Genomic DNA, 19,203 nt, shown 5'->3' with positions numbered 1-19,203 from the left:
GAAAAAATATGAGAGAATAAAAGTAAAGGAATAAAAAAATCGGAAAGAGCTGCGAACAATTTCCGATTAACTAAGTGATTGAATATAACGAATTAACTACAATCAATTAACAAAATTATGAAAAAAAAATCAAAGAATGTTGGGTTTAAATACCCAATGTTCCAATATGACCTAAAATTGAAACTAACTACACTACTTATTTTGGTCGCCATGTTTAATATTAGAGGGAATACTTATGCCCAAAAAACAAAAGTAACCCTTGAATTAAACAATTCAACAATCGAGAAGGTTATTGAGACCATAGAACAAAAAACTGATTTCAGGTTTATTTACAAACTGAACGATATCGACTTAGACCGAACGATTTCTATTTCTGTAAAAGACCAGCCGATAAATGTTGTTTTAGATAAACTTTTTAAAGGAACCCCAACAGAATTTAAAATTCGGGATACTCAGATTATCTTAAAAAAACCGGAACTAAAAACACAAAACATTCTCTATCAAAAACAAACTGTATCCGGAATTATTACGGACGAAAATGGTTTGCCTTTACCCGGAGCTTCGGTTAATGAAGAAGGAACAAAAAATGGTATGGTTACTGATTTTGACGGAAAATATAAACTTACTGTAGAAAGTCCATCTTCTGTAATCATTGTATCCTTTGTAGGTTATAAAGAGAAAAAAGTAGTGGCCAGTCAAAATGTGATCAACATTCAGCTTATGCCAGATGCTACAGATTTGCAGGAAATAGTGGTTGTAGGTTACGGCACAACCGTTAAAAAAGATATTACAGGAGCTGTTTCTTCAATTGCTTCAAAAGACATGAATCAAGGCGCTATTGTAAACCCATTACAATTAATTTCGGGCAAAGCTGCAGGTGTCAATATTACTCAAATTGGTAACGAACCGGGTTCAGGACCAAGTGTGCGTATTAGAGGAATTGGCTCTTTGATTGGAGGAAATGATCCCTTAGTAGTCGTAGACGGAATTCAGGGAAATCTGGATTTGTTAAATCAGGTTCCGCCAAGCGAAATAGAAAGTATCGATGTTCTTAAAGATGCTTCAGCAACTGCTGTTTATGGTTCAAGAGGAGCACCCGGAGTAATTATCGTAACCACTAAAAAAAATAAAGCAGGAAGAACAACATTGGAGTATACCGGATCTACTTCTTTAGATTTTATTCCAAAAAAGCTAAATATGCTGAGTGCTGACCAATGGTGGCAAACTGCTCAGACTGTTGGCGTTCCGGCATCTGCAAACCATGCTTCAGATACCGATTGGTATGGTCTTTTGACCCAAACCGGTGTAACACAAACACACAGTTTAGCATTTGGCGGAGGAACAGATAAATTTAGCTATAGAGCCTCTATAACAGCTATTTTACAAGACGGTGTAGTAATAAACACGGGAAATAAAAAATATATTGGCCGTGTTCAGGCAACACAAACAGCCCTTGATGATAAATTAAAATTGTCATTTAATTTAACTAACGGAATTAACAATACTGATAGCAGTATTGGGAATATTGGAACAGCTGCTTATATGTCAAATTTGATAACAAATGCTTATTTAATGCGACCAACAGATCCTGTTTTTAATCCTGATGGAAGTTATTTTACAGATCCAAATGTGTTTCAATACCTGAATCCTTATGCAGCTGCACAAACCGTTACTAATGAAAGACAAGAAGACAATTTATTTGGAAGCCTGAAGGCTGATCTGGATTTAGCTAAAGGCTTAACCTTTGGCTGGTTTGGCAGCTGGAGAAAAACAAACAGTTCTGTTGGATATTTCCTTCCGGTAGAATCGACAAATGCCTATGCAGTTAGTCAAAATGGATATGCTAACATTAAAAATGAAAAGCAAAACGAAAGATTGATGAATGCAAGTCTTACTTACAAGAGAACATTTGGCATTCACAGCATAAATGCATTGGCTTTATACGAATGGCAAAACCAAGCTTATCAGGGTAATTATACTCAGGCAAAAGGTTTTATAAGTGATAAAACTACTTACAATGCATTGCAGTTAGGTGATTTATCGAAAGTTACGTCTGGAGATATAGAATCATATAAAAATGACAGAACATTAGTATCCTTTTTAGGACGTGTAAATTATTCATTACTGAATCGTTATTTATTTACCGGAAGTTTTAGACGAGATGGTTCATCTGTATTTGGTGTAAATAACAAATGGGGAGATTTCCCGTCTGCATCTGTAGCGTGGCAAATAAACAAGGAGTCCTTTATGGGAACCCAAAATTTATTTAATGAACTTAAATTACGTGTTGGATACGGTGTTACAGGTAACCAACAAGGTCTTTACCCTCAAAACTCTCTTTCATTAGTAGGCAGACAGGGATCAGCTTATTTTGGAGGTTCCTTAATTACTAATTTCGGTATTAGTCAAAATGCGAATGCTGATTTACAATGGGAAACCAAAAAACAAACCAACATTGGTCTTGACTTCGCTCTTTTAGACAATAGATTAAGAGGAACTGTAGATGTTTATGATGCTACAACAGATAATTTATTACTTGATTACACAGTACCACAGCCACCTTATGCTTACAATACCATCAAAGCAAATGTTGGGAGTATCTCCAATAAAGGTTTAGAGGTGTCTTTGGCATATGATCTTATCAGAACCGAAAACAGTACACTTACATTAGGCGGTAACGTTTCGTTTATGAAAAATAAAGTACTTAATTTAAGCGGAAGTATTAATGGCGTTCCTTTAAATACAGATTATGTGGGATGGGGAGCTCCAAACTCTTTCCTTGTTGAAGGAAAACCTGTGGGTGCATTTTATCCTTTACAACACACAGGCGTAAATTCTAATGGAGTAGAAACTGTATTAGATCGTAACGCAGATGGTGCTATTGATCAGGGTGTTACAAGCGCCGATCGTTATTATGCAGGAACTGCGTTACCAACTTATACGTTTGCTTTCAACCCAACCTACAGATACAAAAATTTTGATGTTTCTATGTTATGGAGAGGTTCAGGAGGCAATAAAGTTTACAATCAGCTTAATCAAACCCTAAGCATGCTTGAAAATACAGGTAAATCAAATCTTTTACAAAGCGGTGTTGATAAAGGCATTCGTACTTCACCATACGCATCAGACATATGGTTAGAAGACGGTTCTTTCATACGATTAGAGAATGTTACAGCAGGTTACAGTTTCCGTTTTACAGATAAATATGTTGATTCGATCCGACTTTCACTTACTGGAAATAACTTATTACTAATTACTGATTATACAGGTATTGATCCGGAATTAAATATAAGCGGAAGCGGAAAATCTGAAGACAATTTTGGAGGTGATAAAGGAATTTATCCTCGTACCAGAAGTATTGCATTTGGTTTAAGTGTAAAATTTAAATAGTAAAAGAAATGAAAATTAAAAATATATTGTTGGCAGGTATCTCTTTACTTGCCTTATTTAGCTGTACTGACGTTGATGAAAATGTATACGACAAATATGCCGCAGATGACTTTTACTCCACTCCTGAAGGAGCCAATAGTGCCTTAGCAGGTATTTATGCACAGATTCCGGGAGAATTTACAAGAGATGGAGCTACCGGTGTTGGTTATGCGGGTGCAGATAACGGCTGGTATGATATGAACTGTATGGCATCTGATGAACAGGTTATCCCACACAGAACAGATGGTAACTGGCAGGAAGATTATGCCCGTTTGCATAAACACACATGGTTACCAACCGAAGGTATTATAAACAATACCTGGAATTGGTTGTACAAAGGTATTTTCAATGCCAATTTAGCTGTAGGATTATTAGAAAAATCAAATGCCGAAACAGCAAAAATTGCAGAAGCTAAAGTATTGCGTGCTTTTTTCTATTATTTATTAATAGATGATTTTGGAGACGTTCCTTTTTATACAGACAACAATGTTACTGTAGATAAAATTCCGCAAGCCAGCCGTAAAGAAGTATATAACTTTATTGTAAAAGAACTTACTGAAAATGTAGAATTACTTTATGGTACAAAAGGAGGTGATTTTTATGGCCGTTTCAACAAATGGGCAGGATATACCTTATTGGCGAAAGTGTATCTTAATGCAGAGGTTTATACTGGTGAAGCAAAATGGAGTGAGTGTTTAGCAGCTTGTAATAAAGTAAGTGATGGTGGATTTTCATTACACTCTGGCGAAGCAAGTGCCTCTAGTCCACTTGGAAATAAATACTACGAGTTATTTGGAGATGTATCGCCTCAGGACGAAACTATTTTATCCATTTTTGCTACTATTGATATTTTATCCCGTAATGTTTATGCGGTTAGAAGTCTATCCGGACCAAATGCAAAAGCTTTATTTGGATATGACGGTTGGAACGGGACTATTGTTCCCAAAGAATTTTACCTGAAATATGCTGACAATGATATTCGTAAAAAACAGTTTTTGGTAGGCGAACAGCCAGGTGGTGTTAATTATACATTAGATGTTCCGTCTTTAGATAATCCTGGAGCACCTCCACAAGCTGGTGTTCGTAATATTAAATTTTATCCGGCCGGATCAAATACAGGAGGCGGAGCTTCAAATGATTTTCCAATTTACAGATATGCCGATGTTATTTTAATGATGGCAGAATGTAATGTTCGTTTAGGAAATACAGGAGCTGCAAAACCTTTTATAGACCAAATTCGAGTACGTGCGGGATTAGATCCATTAAACGCAAATCCAACTCTTGATGATGTGTACAACGAAAGAGGTTTTGAACTAAACTGGGAAGGACACAGAAGACAGGATATGATTCGTTTTAACAAATTTTTACTGCCAAACCAGTTCAGAGGGGAATCTCCTGCTTTCAGAAAATTATTCCCTATTCCAACATCTGCTTTAAATGCTAACAGAGGGTTAAAACAAAATCCAGGCTATCCGGGATAATAAAAAATAAAACTATTATGAAAAAATATATAAATAAATTATTTGTATTGGGCACACTGCTTTTTTTAGGTGCCTCCTGTGAAAGTGATGCAGAATTAACGACCTTAAAAACGGTACCTTTTTCAAGTAATATTGAAGCTTCTTCTACCACATTGGTTCTAAATGAAGAGACAGAAGATCAATCTGTAGAATTAATTTCATGGCCTGCTGTCGCATTTCCTGTTGGTACGCCTGTTACTTATGCATTGCAAATTGATATAATTCCTGACATTACCGGACCAAAGGCGTGGTTAAAATCGAAACGAATAGAAGCCGGTGAAGATGTTTTAAGCAAAGCTTTAATAGGGAGAGACTTAAACAAAATTGCTATAGACTTAGGCCTTTTACCTAATGTAGCGGGGAAATTAGTGGTTCGTGTAGAAGCCAGTGTAGATCATAAAGTGTACTCAGATTACATCACATTAACGGTTACTCCTTATGAAAAAAGTGTCGTTTTTGGTGAAATTTATATGCCAGGATTTTATCAGGGAGAATTTAATGTAGGAACTGCTGCGGCTTTAACCGCTATTTCAAAAGGTGTTTATCAGGGTTACGTTACACTTCCTGCTGGTAATGGTACTGACTTTAAATTGAATACTGCCAGAAACTGGGATCAATATTACGGTGCAGGAAATAGCAATAATGATTTAAAAAACGGAAGCGAACCTAATTTTCATTTGCCTGGAGCAGGATCATACCAGATCAAAGTAAATTTAAATACACTAAAATGGACCTCTATTCCGTATGCTTGGGGAATTGCAGGAGATGCAACACATGCACCAACACCTGAAGATAAAGATTATGGTTGGAATAACGCTATTCCGATGTCATATGACCATCAAACCAAAACATGGAAAATTACTGCCAACTTATTACCCGGAAGTGTAAAGTTCAAATTAAATAATAATTGGTCAGTTAATTACGGACCTGCAGATTCATCTACAAATACCGTAAATCTTGACAATGGAGGTGCTTATGGTATCAGTGAAGCAGGAACATATGAAATCACTTTTAAAATCGATGAAGTTGATCCTGTCTCAAACGGTTATCCGGCAACTGCAACATGTACAATAGTTAAAAAATAATCTATATCAGTATTTAAAATTACAGTTTAGATTAGTTTGAGTTGATACCTGCCTTTTTTGAGCGAAAGGCAGGCTATCTTAAAATTTTTAGAGGTTATCATCTCAAAACAAACTCTGGACGTATTAAAAAAATTAAAATTATGAAATCAAATATAAACATCGTTTATGCACTACTGCTTACGTTAGCGTTTGTTTCCTGTAGTTCATCTGATAACGATTCAGATTCAAATACACCTCCTCCTTATCCGCAATACGGCGCCTCATTCGATAAAATGCCTAATAAAGAAGATGCCATTATTTATCAGGTAAATATCCGTTCTTTCAGTCAGGCCGGAACATTAAAAGGTGTTCAGGATCGCCTAACTCAAATTCAGGAATTGGGTGTAAATGTTATTTATTTAATGCCCGTTTTTCCGGTTGGAAAAGAAAAAGTTGCGGCAGGACTGGGTTCTCCTTATGCTGTAAAAGACTACAAAGCAATAAATCCGGATTTTGGAACTTTACAAGATCTTCAGGTGCTGGTTGAAGAAGCGCACAAAAAAAATATGGCTGTTATTTTAGACTGGGTTGCCAATCATACTGCATGGGACAATGCCTGGATTACCCAACATCCTGATTGGTATCAAAAGGGCCCTGACGGGAAAATCATTATTCCTCCGGGAACCAATTACAATGATGTTGCCCAATTGGATTTTACCAATAGACAAATGAAAGATGCCATGATTGATGCTATGGAGTACTGGATTTATACTGCAAATATTGATGGTTTCAGATGCGATTACGCTGATTTTGTCCCACAGGATTTTTGGACTGAAGCCGTTTCAAAACTAAGAAAAATTAAAAAAAATCAGAAAATATTAATGTTGGCAGAAGGTACAAACGTGAATCTATTTAGATCTGGTTTTGATTATACTTTTGGATTTAATTTTTTCAGCACTTTAGAAAAAGTATTTAAAGAAAATTTATCTGCAAGTACAATACAAAATGCAAATGCTGCAGAATATTCGACAAATTACAATGAAGATTATAGAATCGTAAGATATACCAGCAATCATGATGTCAACTTTGCCGAAGGAACTCCAATTGAGCTTTTCGGTGGTAAAAAAGGATCTATAGCGACATTTGTTGTTGCCGCTTACATGAAATCTGTTCCAATGATTTATAACGGACAGGAAATTGGATATGCACAAAGGATTAATTATTTCGAAAAAAATACAATTGACTGGTCAACTGCAGATCCGGAAATGCTGGCTCAATACAAAAAAATAATTGCTTTCAGAAACTCAAGTACTGCTATCAAAAAAGGAACTTATACCGGATACAGCAGCGATGCTGTAAGTGCTTTTACAATGGTAAAAGATGCTGAAAAAGTTTTAGTGCTTTCGAACTTAACTAATAATGATGCAAAATATCTTGTTGCAAATTCATTAAAAGGCACATGGAAAGATGCTTTTACAGGAAATGCAGTAACTCTTGGCACTGAAATCACATTACTTCCTTTTCAATACTTAGTATTGAAGAATTAATACTGCGCAACTTTAAAATTAAATTAGATTTGCAAAAAACTAAATAAACATGAATTTTCAATCCCAAAAATCCTTTTTCCAAATTCGTTTGGGCAAAAAAATCGCGCTGTTACTTTTTGTCTGTGCCAACTCATTATGGCTTCAGGCGCAGGAAATAACTTCGCCCAACAAAAATCTTTCTTTAAAATTTGAATTAAAAGAAGGCGGAATTCCGTCTTACCAATTATCATACAAGCAAAAAGCAGTTATAAAACCAAGTTCTTTGGGTTTAGAATTAAAAGATCTGCCTTCGTTTATGGATGGTTTTACCGTTACAAATACGGCACAATCTTCTGTAGATGAAAATTGGAATCCTGTTTTAGGCGAAGAAAAAACAATTCGTAACAATTACAACGAATTGGTTGTCACTTTGGCTCAAGCCAAAAATAACAACAGATACATTCGCATACGTTTCCGTTTATTCAACGACGGATTGGGTTTTAGATATGAATTTCCAAAGCAAAATGATCTGAATTATTTTGTAATAAAAGAAGAACGTTCTGAATTTAACCTGGCAGGAAATCATAAAATCTTCTGGATTCCGGGAGATTATGATACTAATGAATATGCGTATACGACTTCAAAGATTTCTGAAATTCCTTCGCTGATGAAAAAAGCAACGATCGAAATCAATTCGCAATGGCCTATCAAGGAATTATCAGTACAAACTCCTTCGATGATGAAATCTGATGACGGTTTGTACATCAACATTCACGAAGCTGCTTTGATCAATTATCCGGCAATGTATCTTGAAGTTGACGCTGTAAACAACAAAATGAAAAGTCATTTAGCACCTGATGCCGTTGGTGCAAAAGGTTATATGCAAACTGATGCACAATCGCCGTGGAGAACCATTGTGGTAAGCGATAAAGCAACAGAAATTTTGGCTTCAAAACTAATTCTGAATCTTAATGAACCAACAAGTTACAAAGATGTTTCGTGGATAAAACCGGTAAAATACATCGGGATTTGGTGGGAATATTTTGTTGCCGGAAAAAGTACCTGGGCTTTTGGAAAAGAAAACAACGTAAAACTAACGGATGATTTTACCAAACTTACGCCAAACGGAAAACACGGAGCGACAACAGAACGCGCAAAAGAATACATTGATTTTGCTTCTAAAAATGGTTTCGATGCAATTCTTATTGAAGGCTGGAACATTGGTTGGGAAGACTGGATTGGGAACTGGAAAGAAGAAGTTTTTGATTACGTAACTGCATATCCTGATTTTGATGTAAAAGCGGTTCATGCTTATGCCGCTTCAAAAGGGGTAAAAATTATTATGCACCACGAAACTTCAGGATCAGCAACCAATTACGAACGTCGTTTGGATCGTGCTTTCCAATTCATGAATGACAACGGTTACGACGCTGTAAAAACAGGTTATGTAGGTAAAATTATTCCGCGTGGCGAACATCATGACGGACAATGGATGGTGAATCATTACATCAATGTTGCCAAACGTGCCGCCGATTATAAAATCATGATCGATAGTCACGAAGCCGTTCGTCCAACAGGTTTAAACAGAACTTTTCCAAACTGGATTGCTCAGGAATCTGCTCGCGGAACAGAGTTTGAATCTATGGGAGGTTTAGCGCCGGATCACACAACCATTTTACCATTTACCCGTTTAATGGGTGGCCCAATGGATTATACTCCGGGGATTTTCCAAACTGATTTATCTTATTACGGAACCGGAAGTTCGCAACGTGTAAATACGACTTTGGTAAAACAATTGGCGTATTATGTTACGATGTACAGTCCGTTGCAAATGGCGGCTGATATTCCGGGTAATTACGAACGTTTTCCAGATGCTTTTCAGTTCATCAAAGATGTTGCTGTAGATTGGGATAACAGTTATATTCTCGAAGCTGAACCTGGAGATTATATCACGATTGCCCGTAAAGCAAAAGGCAAAAACGAATGGTTTATTGGCGGAATTACCGATGAAAACGCAAGAACAGCAAACATTACTTTTGATTATTTACCTGCCGGAAAGAACTTCATTGCTACTATTTATGCTGATGCAAAAGAAGCGAATTGGAACGTAAATCCACAAAAATATACCGTGACTAAAGTTGTAGTAAATTCTAAAACAATTCTAAAACAGTATTTAGCTCCGGGTGGTGGCGTTGCCATTAGCATTAAAGAAGGAAATCCTGCAGAATTAAAGGGATTGAAAAAGATATAGTTTTTTCGCCACGAATTTCACGAATTAGCACGAATTAATATTTTTTAAAAAGTAAATGCCGGATGAAAATTTCATCCGGCATTTTTATTTTGAAATAAGTTTTTTACCACAGATTAAAGGATTAAAATGATTTTCTAATCTTGGAGAATCTTATAATCTATGGCAAACTATATTTTTAAATTTTACCTCTTTTTTCTAAACCTGCAATAAAATCCTGTGCAAATTCTGCAGGATGTAATGCATATCCTAAATGTCCTCCGGGAACAGATAAAACTTCGGTCCCAAATTGTTTTGCCAGGTTTGTAACGGGCCAAGCCGGCATTGTATTTATCGAATCTCTTCCTACGCAAAAAAGGATTTTATCTTTGTTTTCTTCTAATTTATTAGTGTCAAAATCAGTTGATGGATATTGTCTCACTTCATATTTAAACCAATAAGTTGTATTTGGTGTTTCCGGTCCATTTCCTGCCTTCATGAATTCTCCGTCTTTTGTATTAGGAATAAGTTCATTTACAAATTTTTCTTTTGCAGGACCTTGACCTTCTTTAGTATAAATATCATAAATTTCCTGAACAGTAGTCTTCCATTTTTCGCCATCTGGTAAATATTTTAAAGCCGTTGGTTCATGCGGAACAAGCGCTTTAATTATTTCCGGATGAAGTGTCATCAACTGAAGCGAAACCAAAGCTCCTGAACTGCTTGCAAATACAAAAGCTGGCTCGCTTGTAAGATGTTTGATTAAACTTGCCGCATCATTGGCATCTGTATCGATACGATGGGTATAATCTTGTTCTCCAATAAGTTTAGAACCCGAAAATCCTCTACGGTCATATGTTACAACCGTAAACGTTTTTGCTACTATTTCGCGAATGGGTGTAAAAATAAAATGATCTCCATTTGCCCCCGGAATCATTAATAAAAGAGGTCCCTTTCCTTTTGTTTCATAATACAATTCTGCGCCTGAAACTTTTAATATTCCTGTTGTAACACCTTCTATGGGTTGTTTAGTATTTTCCATATTTATTTATTGTAATGTTTTATAAATTCAGTAATTTCTCTACATTCAAATGGCCTATTTTTGCTTTGTTTTCATCAGAAATTGAAGCATTTTTAAGGAAATCACCCGTGTCGTATTTTATTAAATAAGGATAATCTCCCGAGTAAATAATATGATCTGCACCCATTTGTATGATTGCAAATTGCAGTTGAGTTTCAGAAAAAATTCCGCTTGGTGTGATGTAAACATGTTCTTTGTAATATTCTGAAATGGCACGTTTCAAATTTGTCATTTCAGGATAAAGTGTTTCATCTAATCGTTCCAGAAAAACAGGCACAAATTCTCCCCAGTGTCCTGAGATTATTTTTAGATTCGGCAGCTTGTCAAAAACTCCAGAAAGAATCATTCGTAAAACATGAATTCCACTATCCATATGCCAGCCAAAACCCGCTGCGGGAAAAACTCCGTTTACCAAATTTGACCATCTTTTATCTTTAAAATAATGATCTGCTACTCCTTTATCAATAATTCCCGGATGCAAATAAACCGGTACATTTAATTCTGCCGCTTTTTCTAAAATGGGAAAAAATTCAGGAGCATCAAAAAATTTTCCCTGAAAAGTTCCTGCCAATAAAGCGCCTTTAAAACCAAGAGTTTTTACTGCACGTTCTAATTCTGCCGCAGCGGCAACAGGATCAACAACCGGCAAAGTTGCAAAACCGGCAAAACGAGTTGGATTTTGTTTTATTAAATATGCTAATTCATCATTGGCTTCTGCACAAAGTTCAACTGCAATTTTAGGATCTGCAATTCCCTGAGGGCTTCCGCTGCCGTATGAAATGACTTGCATGTCGATACCGGCTTCGTCCATAAATTTAATTCTGCGTGCGCCAACATCTTCAATATCATCATTGTTTGGCAAAAAATGTTTTATTAATTCTTGTATGCTTTTATCTTTTTCAACATCACCATTTTTTGGCTGAAACTGTTTCATTTTGGCACTTATTTTCGGTGAGCTAAAATGTTCTTCTATTGTGATAATTTTCATTTTGTCTAGTTTTTAAGAATTCAACCAATTTTCAGATTCCTGATACAATTTTTCTACCATTTCAGGTTTATCAATTCCCGGTAAATTAACATCAACATCATATCCGCTTTTGCTTAAAGCATAAGACATATTAGCATAACTGGATCTGAATTTGGCGATTTCTTCTTTTGGAATTACAATGCCATCGGCTGGAGAAACGGGAGTTAAAGAATCTTTTTCATAAATTCCTTCCATTGAAATTATCGACCAAAGCCCTTCAATCTTCTGCGTTTTATATAAAAGTTTTGCATCTGATTTTAACTCTAATAAATGGCCCTGAATTTCCATTCTCATTTGTATTGTTGCCATTGTAATGGAAACCGCTTTATCATTATTCAGCCAAATCAAAGTGTCGTATATTTTGTGAGGTGCATAGGTTTCCATTTTGCTTGAAGCGTCGATAAAACCATATCCCGAACCGTTGAACCATGAAATTGTTACGGTTGAATTTTTAGCAAAACATTTTTTCATTTCTTCCCATTGGGCATTGTCTCTGCAAAAACGTTCAAATTCTATTAGTTCTTTAATATTGAATTTATCGATTACATTTTGAGCTGTATTTACCGAAGGTTTTTTTAAAAGTATTTTCATATCGTGAAGTTTATTTTTATTTCTACAATTGTCAGTTTTTCATTTGATAATTATTTGAAACAAAATTAGGCCGATATAAAAACGGGTGCATTGACAAATGTCAAAATCGTTATTTTGATTTTAAGCGGCTCAAGGTTTCCTGAGAAATTCCTAAATAACTGGCGACAATTCTATTTGAAAGGCGTTGAATGTAATGCGGACGATCTTGCACTAATTTTTCGTAACGTTCTTTGGCTGATAAAGTTACAAGATCTTCAATTCTGTTATTTTGAAAATTAAAAGCTAATTCTAACATTCTTCTGTAAAACAAAGCCCAACTCGGAATTTCATTTAAAAGCATAAAAAAATCATCGTGAGAGATAGACAGTAATTCGGAATCTTCTAAAGCATCAATATATTCAACAGAAGGTTTTTGATTGATAAAACTCGTAAGTGCTGTAACCGGAGTATTATCAAAAGAAATTAATCTTGTTTTTTCCTGACCTTCTTTTGTGATGTAGTAAGTTCGCATGCATCCTTTTTCTAAAAAATAAAGATTATTACAAACTTGTCCCTGAGATAAAATGATGGTATTTCGTTTTACATTGTGAGTGGTTGTACAGGACATGATTTTATTCATATCCGGCTCACTAACTTGTGCAAGTTTGGTAATAAAATCTCTAAATATATCGGTCATAAGAGCAGTTTCTTTATTCGACTAAATAATAAATTGAATTAAGATTTAAGCGATTTAATGACTTCTAAATATATAACAAATTTAGATCGTAAAAAAATAAAATGTAGGAAAAAGAAAACAATATTATACACGAAAAGTATGTGTCGATTTAAAATGAATAATTCAAAGCTACTCCAAAATTATTTTCAGACGTTAAGGTATTTCTGTCGATAGCCGGTTTTAAAGCTAATTTCTCACTTACATTAAATTGAGACAAAGCGGCGTCGATATTAGCATCTATAATATTTAAAACATAAAAACCCACGATAAACAGCGCTGATAAATCTCTGTTTCTTTGAAATTGCTTTTGAGCAGCAATTAGTCTGCTGTCATCCAATCTGGCTAAAGTTGTAGAAGCCGGATTTCCTGCAAGTCTGTTTTTATATTCGTCTCTGTAAAGTTTGTAGTTTTTTTGACTATCTATATAAAAATAAGTACTTGTACCAATTGCGCCATAAACCAATGGAAGTTTCCAATATTTTTTATTGTAAATCTGACCTAATCCCGGCACAATAGCCGAATAGAAAGCCGCTTTTGCCGGACGAAGCGGATCAATGGTTTCAGATTTTAAAGAATCTATAGCTATAATTAGTGGTTTTTCCTGTGCAGAAATGGAGGTTAATCCAAAAAATAAAAACAAAAGAATAAAGTGGTATCGCATCGAAAAATTAGTTTGGAATTTTCATCCAAAGAAACCTTTTTAGCTCTAAGTTTTTTCTTAATTAAAAGATAAATAAAACTTAATTATTAACAATGAATAGGTTATGATTATACGTCGGATTAGAGCTGATAGTTAAATAATATTAATAATATTTTATTATTCAACATTTTAGAAGTTTCTTTGTAAAATGAAACCTACAATAGTAAATAAAGAGTCCGTAAAAAAATTAATCATCAAAATGAGAGATGATAAAGTAGCTGTACGCTCTTTTTTGCAAGGCAAAACTTCTATTGAAACCTTAACTTCAAAAGGTATCAAACTTGTTAAAACAATATAATTACACTTTTCATCCTAATTTTGGTTATTACAGTTTTCTTACAAAAAGACAAATTGAATATCGAGTTGCTTTTTATGAGGACTTTACACTTGCGTCTTGTGTAGGTAATGGTGTTGAAATTGGACAAGTCTATCAAATAACAATAGATAAAATAAGTAGTGAACCTGCTCCTTTTGATGCTAGTGTTTCTGAAACAATTAGAAATATTGTGTCAGCTTTTTTTAAAAACATTCAGGATGCATTAATTTATATTTGCGATGATAATGATAAAAAAGCTTATCAAAGATTTTATGCTTTTGATAGATGGTATAATAACAGTAAGATGACAAATTTCGTCACAAAACTTAATAATATTATCGAATTTGATAATGATGAAGGATTTCTTAAACTTCACACCTCTTTGATGTTTCACAATGATAATAACAATGTTGATAACATCAGATTAGCGTACGATAATTTAAAAAATGTAATGAACGGAGACAAACCGTAATTATCTTAAATTATTAAGATATTATTGAATATTTTCTCTAAATAATTATTAAAAGGTGAACTGAATTAATAAACTTCTTGCCTAGCCCCGATAGAACTGGAAATCCTTTTGTCCGCAGCGGCGGACAAAAGATTGTAGGGAATAGCGGGACTAATGTTCTTCTGAAACGTAATTTTTCTGCTTCTAAAAAATAAATTACTCCCCCAACATTTCCATCAATTCCAAAGCACGTTTGGTCGATTTTACATTCTCGAAAGTCAATAAAAGTCGTAAACCGTTTGGCGTTTGCTTTTCTTTCATTTGGCAAAGGTTGCTGTATTTTTGTACAAATTGTAAAACCTTTCTAAACTTAGACGACTGGTAATAATCAGATTGTTGATCTGAAACAAAATAGCCTATCATTTTACCTTTTTTCATCACCAGTTTCTCTATACCAACAGCTGTGGCAATCCATTTGATGCGAATACTATTCATCAAGGCATTGGCGCGCGGAGGCATTGGCCCGAAACGGTCAATTAGTTTATTTTGGAAAATAACAAGTTCCGCTTCATTTTTTACAGAACCTAACTCGTTGTATAAACTTAGACGTTCGGTAACATTATTAATATATTCATCAGAAAACAACAATTCAAAATCAGTATCGATTTGTAAATCTTTTACGTATTCTTTGGTTTCAATATCGTTCTCTTCAGGATATAAATCTTTGAATTCGTTTTCTTTTAATTCTTCGATAGCTTCGTTCATGATTTTTTGATACGTATCAAAACCAATTTCATTAATGAAACCGCTTTGTTCGCCACCTAATAAATCTCCTGCACCACGAATTTCAAGATCTTTCATGGCAATGTTAAAACCACTTCCGAGTTCGCTAAATTGTTCCAAAGCCTGAATACGCTTTCTGGCATCTTCGGTCATCGATGAATACGGCGGACAGATAAAATAACAGAATGCTTTTTTGTTGCTTCGCCCTACTCGACCACGCATTTGATGCAAATCTGACAATCCGAAGTTGTTGGCGTTGTTGATGAAAATCGTGTTGGCATTTGGTACATCCAAACCACTTTCGATGATTGTGGTTGCAACCAAAACATCAAAATCTCCGTTCATAAAACCTAACATCAATTCTTCCAATTTTGCGCCTTCCATTTGTCCGTGTCCAATTCCGACTCTGGCATTTGGCACCAAACGCTGAATCATTCCGGCAACTTCTTTTATGTTTTCAATTCTATTATTGATGAAGAAAACTTGTCCGTTACGCTGAATTTCATACGAAATTGCATCACGAATTACTTCTTCATTAAAACTAACCACATTTGTTTCTATCGGATAACGGTTTGGAGGAGGCGTTGTAATTACAGATAAATCTCGTGCTGCCATTAACGAAAACTGAAGCGTTCTCGGAATTGGCGTTGCGGTTAATGTCAGTGTATCAACATTTGCAGCAATCGTTTTTAATTTATCTTTTACGTTTACACCAAACTTTTGTTCTTCATCGACAATCAATAAACCAAGATCTTTAAAAACCACATTTTTGTTTACCAATTGATGTGTTCCAATGACGATATCCAGTTTTCCTTCGGCTAAATCTTTTAGGGTTTGTGCTTTTTGTTTCGCAGTTCTAAATCTGTTTAAATAGCCAATAGAAACTGGCATATCTTTTAATCGTTCTGTAAAAGTTCTATAATGTTGATACGCTAAAATAGTTGTAGGAACTAAAATCGCCACTTGTTTGCTATTATCAACGGCTTTAAAAGCGGCACGAATGGCAACCTCAGTTTTTCCGAAACCAACATCGCCACAAACCAAACGATCCATTGGGCGATCGCTTTCCATGTCGGCTTTTACTTCCTGTGTCGATTTGGTCTGATCCGGTGTATCTTCATAAATAAACGAACTTTCTAGTTCGTTTTGTAGATAACTGTCCGGCGCAAACTGAAAACCTTTTTCTAAACGACGTTTTGCATACAACTGAATCAGGTTGAAGGCAATATGTTTGACGCGCGCTTTGGTTTTTTGTTTTAAAATTTTCCAGGCGTTCGATCCTAATTTATATATTTTTGGAGGCGTTCCGTCTTTTCCGTTGTATTTGGAGATTTTATGCAGCGAATGTATGCTTACATAAACAATATCATTATCGGCATAAACCAGTTTTATGGCTTCCTGCGTTTTGCCTTCGACCTGAATTTTCTGCAATCCGCCAAACTTTCCAATTCCGTGGTCGATATGCGTTACATAATCACCAACCGAAAGTGCGGTTAATTCTTTCAGTGTAATATTTTGCTTTTTAGAATAACCGTTTTTGATATTGAATTTATGATAACGTTCAAAAATCTGGTGATCGGTATATGCTGTAATTTGATTTTCTTCGTCGATAAAACCCTGATATAAAGGCAGAACAATGGTATGATATTGCTTGCGGATATTCTCTGAATTGGCTTCGTCTAAAGTCTCGAAAATATCGTGAAAACGCTTCGCCTGCGTTTCATTCGAACAGAACAAATAATTCTTGTATCCGTTGAAATGATTGTCGCTTAAATTATTCAATAACAAATCAAATTGTTTGTTGAAAGATGGCTGCGGCTGAATATGAAATTCAAACTTTGAAGTAGTTTTAAAAATGGGTTTTGAAGACAGTTCTACTATCGAAAAATCTAATGCGCGTTTTATAAACGATTTCTGATTTAAGAATAATTGCTCTGGTTCAGCGTGTTTTATTTCTCCCGAAAGTTTTCCAAAAGCTTCTTCTGCCCTTGCGAATTGTTTGTCTAACTGACTGAAAAGTCCGTCGGTATTTTGAATAAAAAGAACGGTTTTCTCGGCAATATAATCTAAAAAGCTTTCTCGGTTTTCCTGAAATATCTTGTTCTCAACATTCGGGATAATCGTGATTTTTTTATGGGTTTCTACCGATAATTGTGTTTCGACATCAAAACTTCGGATGCTGTCTACTTCATTACCAAAAAACTCTATTCTATAAGGATGATCGTTTGAAAATGAAAATACATCGACAATACCTCCACGAACCGAAAATTCGCCCGGTTCTGTAATAAAATCGACTCTTTTAAACTCGTATTCAAATAAAACTTCGTTGATAAAATCTATTGAAATTTTATCGTTCAAAGCGACTTTCAATGTGTTTTTATCTAATTGCTGACGCGTAACCACTTTCTCGAATAGAGCTTCGGGATAGGTAACAATAATCGCTGGTTTTTTGCGGGAATTTATTCGGTTTAAAACCTCAGCGCGGAGTAATACATTAGCATTATCTGTTTCATCAACCTGATAAGGGCGGCGAAATGATGCGGGATAAAATAATACATCTTGTTCCCCGATCATTTGTTCGAGATCGTTCAGATAATAAGCGGCTTCTTCTTTATTGTCTAAAACAACTAGAAAAGGCAGCTCGGCTTTTTTGAAAACAGCTCGTAAAACAAATGAAACTGCAGATCCTAACAAGCCGTTAAGATGCATTTTTATCTGATTTTGTTCTAATAATTGTGTGGCAATCTGCTGATTTTTTGGCAGATTATCATACATTGTATATAAGGCGTTTTTACTCAACTCTTTGTATTTTTTTATCTAAATTTTGTGCCTGAACCGGAACGGGAACTGGATTCGAGTTCGGAATTGCACGTGTTGTATCTAACATTTTCAGGAAGTCTTCTTCTCCCTGTTCCTTTGGAATTTTACTTTTTACAAAAATATTATCCATTTGTCTTTGTAAAGACACTAATTCTTTATTGATGTCTCCAACTAAAAACGTCACTTTATCGGCCGGAATTTGATTGAGATGAATAAACAAATCCATCATTTTGATTTTAGTTATCAAAACAGAAATTCGGCTTTTTATAGCGGGAACATTCAATTCTGCTGGAATATTGCTGTTTAGCGCCATCGCTTTTTTTGAAATCGCAGTTGACTTTTTCTGGAATGCTCCAATTGTTTTTCTTGGCTTATCTCCAATTTCTTTTAAAAATTCACGCCATTCATTCCATGAACTAACTTTTTGTTCTGAAATTTCATTAATTGGCTCGTCAATAAACACCCAGCCTTTATTGATATTATTAAAAATAACTTCCTTTTTTTTAGCTTCTTTTTCGTTTTCAGCACGGCGTTTTTCATCTTCATTTTGACATGAATTTAATACAAAAACAAAAAGCAGAAAAAGAGATATTTTATATTTCATTTGGTAAAACATTAAGCTACAAAGTTACAAAGTAAATTTACAATTACGAATGCTGTTTTTTGCTAAAGATTCTATAAATCATGGTTGTTTTTTTGTCTGGAAAATTTAACCGCAAAGAGCGCAAAGTTTTATAATTTAATTTGTTTTATAAAAACACAAAGTTCGCAAAGCTTTGCATTGAACCAGCTTTGCGAACTTTGTGTTTTCTAAACTTACTCCTAGATAAAAAATCTTTGCGCTCTTTGCGGTAAAAATATTTACGTGCTTTTTTTAAAATAATTAAACACCTCAACGGAGAATAATCCAAAAAAGCATCTTCATCATTGTTAAATTTATAATTTGTTGTTGT

Annotated in this window: 14 protein-coding genes; 7 read left to right on the top strand and 7 right to left on the bottom strand. The window is 34.9% G+C overall.

Going from position 1 to position 19,203, the window contains the following annotated elements; genetic code table 11:
* Positions 1–117 precede the first annotated feature (117 nt).
* The 5 genes from ACIDC4_RS09770 to ACIDC4_RS09750 all read left to right on the top strand — a co-directional run bounded on the left by ACIDC4_RS09770 (position 118) and on the right by ACIDC4_RS09750 (position 9,790).
* Complete coding sequence (locus ACIDC4_RS09770; RefSeq protein ID WP_412042686.1) at positions 118–3,390, top strand: TonB-dependent receptor; 3,273 nt, start codon at positions 118–120, stop codon at positions 3,388–3,390.
* Positions 3,391–3,398: 8 nt separating this feature from the next.
* Positions 3,399–4,910, top strand: coding sequence for a RagB/SusD family nutrient uptake outer membrane protein (locus ACIDC4_RS09765; RefSeq protein ID WP_412042687.1), 1,512 nt, complete (start codon positions 3,399–3,401; stop codon positions 4,908–4,910).
* Between the two features lie 17 nt (positions 4,911–4,927).
* Positions 4,928–6,034 carry a SusE domain-containing protein gene (locus tag ACIDC4_RS09760; RefSeq protein ID WP_412042688.1) on the top strand — a complete coding sequence of 369 codons (1,107 nt, stop codon included), beginning with the start codon at positions 4,928–4,930 and terminating at the stop codon, positions 6,032–6,034.
* A 140-nt stretch (positions 6,035–6,174) separates the two neighbouring features.
* Positions 6,175–7,560: an alpha-amylase family glycosyl hydrolase gene (locus ACIDC4_RS09755; protein WP_412042689.1), complete on the top strand. Its 1,386-nt coding sequence runs from the start codon at positions 6,175–6,177 to the stop codon at positions 7,558–7,560.
* Between the two features lie 49 nt (positions 7,561–7,609).
* Positions 7,610–9,790 carry a glycoside hydrolase family 97 protein gene (locus ACIDC4_RS09750; RefSeq protein ID WP_412042690.1) on the top strand — a complete coding sequence of 727 codons (2,181 nt, stop codon included), beginning with the start codon at positions 7,610–7,612 and terminating at the stop codon, positions 9,788–9,790.
* 175 nt (positions 9,791–9,965) lie between these two features.
* Here ACIDC4_RS09750 and ACIDC4_RS09745 read toward each other — a convergent pair whose 3' ends face one another.
* The 5 genes from ACIDC4_RS09745 to ACIDC4_RS09725 form a co-directional block, all read right to left on the bottom strand.
* On the bottom strand, positions 9,966–10,808 hold the full coding sequence (locus tag ACIDC4_RS09745) for an alpha/beta hydrolase (RefSeq protein WP_412042691.1): 843 nt from the start codon (positions 10,806–10,808) through the stop codon (positions 9,966–9,968).
* Between the two features lie 19 nt (positions 10,809–10,827).
* Positions 10,828–11,835, bottom strand: coding sequence for an amidohydrolase family protein (locus tag ACIDC4_RS09740; protein ID WP_412042692.1), 1,008 nt, complete (start codon positions 11,833–11,835; stop codon positions 10,828–10,830).
* Positions 11,836–11,847: 12 nt separating this feature from the next.
* Complete coding sequence (locus tag ACIDC4_RS09735) at positions 11,848–12,465, bottom strand: hypothetical protein (RefSeq protein ID WP_412042693.1); 618 nt, start codon at positions 12,463–12,465, stop codon at positions 11,848–11,850.
* Between the two features lie 109 nt (positions 12,466–12,574).
* Positions 12,575–13,141, bottom strand: a complete 567-nt coding sequence (locus ACIDC4_RS09730) for a Crp/Fnr family transcriptional regulator (protein ID WP_412042694.1) — start codon at positions 13,139–13,141, stop codon at positions 12,575–12,577.
* Positions 13,142–13,289: 148 nt separating this feature from the next.
* Complete coding sequence (locus ACIDC4_RS09725; RefSeq protein ID WP_412042695.1) at positions 13,290–13,841, bottom strand: DUF5683 domain-containing protein; 552 nt, start codon at positions 13,839–13,841, stop codon at positions 13,290–13,292.
* 187 nt (positions 13,842–14,028) lie between these two features.
* Here ACIDC4_RS09725 and ACIDC4_RS09720 point away from each other — a divergent pair, with 187 nt between their 5' ends.
* Positions 14,029–14,178, top strand: coding sequence for a hypothetical protein (locus ACIDC4_RS09720; protein WP_412042696.1), 150 nt, complete (start codon positions 14,029–14,031; stop codon positions 14,176–14,178).
* Positions 14,162–14,668, top strand: coding sequence for a DUF6169 family protein (locus tag ACIDC4_RS09715; protein WP_412042697.1), 507 nt, complete (start codon positions 14,162–14,164; stop codon positions 14,666–14,668). Before ACIDC4_RS09720 ends, ACIDC4_RS09715 begins: the two co-directional genes overlap by 17 nt.
* Before the next feature lie 195 nt (positions 14,669–14,863).
* Here ACIDC4_RS09715 and mfd read toward each other — a convergent pair whose 3' ends face one another.
* On the bottom strand, positions 14,864–18,229 hold the full coding sequence (gene mfd / locus ACIDC4_RS09710; protein WP_412042698.1) for a transcription-repair coupling factor: 3,366 nt from the start codon (positions 18,227–18,229) through the stop codon (positions 14,864–14,866).
* A complete protein-coding gene (locus ACIDC4_RS09705; RefSeq protein WP_412042699.1) occupies positions 18,222–18,854 on the bottom strand; it encodes a hypothetical protein in 633 nt (210 codons plus the stop codon). Before ACIDC4_RS09705 ends, mfd begins: the two co-directional genes overlap by 8 nt.
* Positions 18,855–19,203 lie beyond the last annotated feature (349 nt).

Origin of the sequence: Flavobacterium sp. C3NV (genome assembly GCF_046825355.2) — a bacterium.
In the GTDB taxonomy this organism is placed as follows: Bacteria; Bacteroidota; Bacteroidia; order Flavobacteriales; family Flavobacteriaceae; genus Flavobacterium.
Note: the sequence above shows the minus strand (reverse complement) of the source record. Positions and strands in the feature narration are given on the sequence as shown.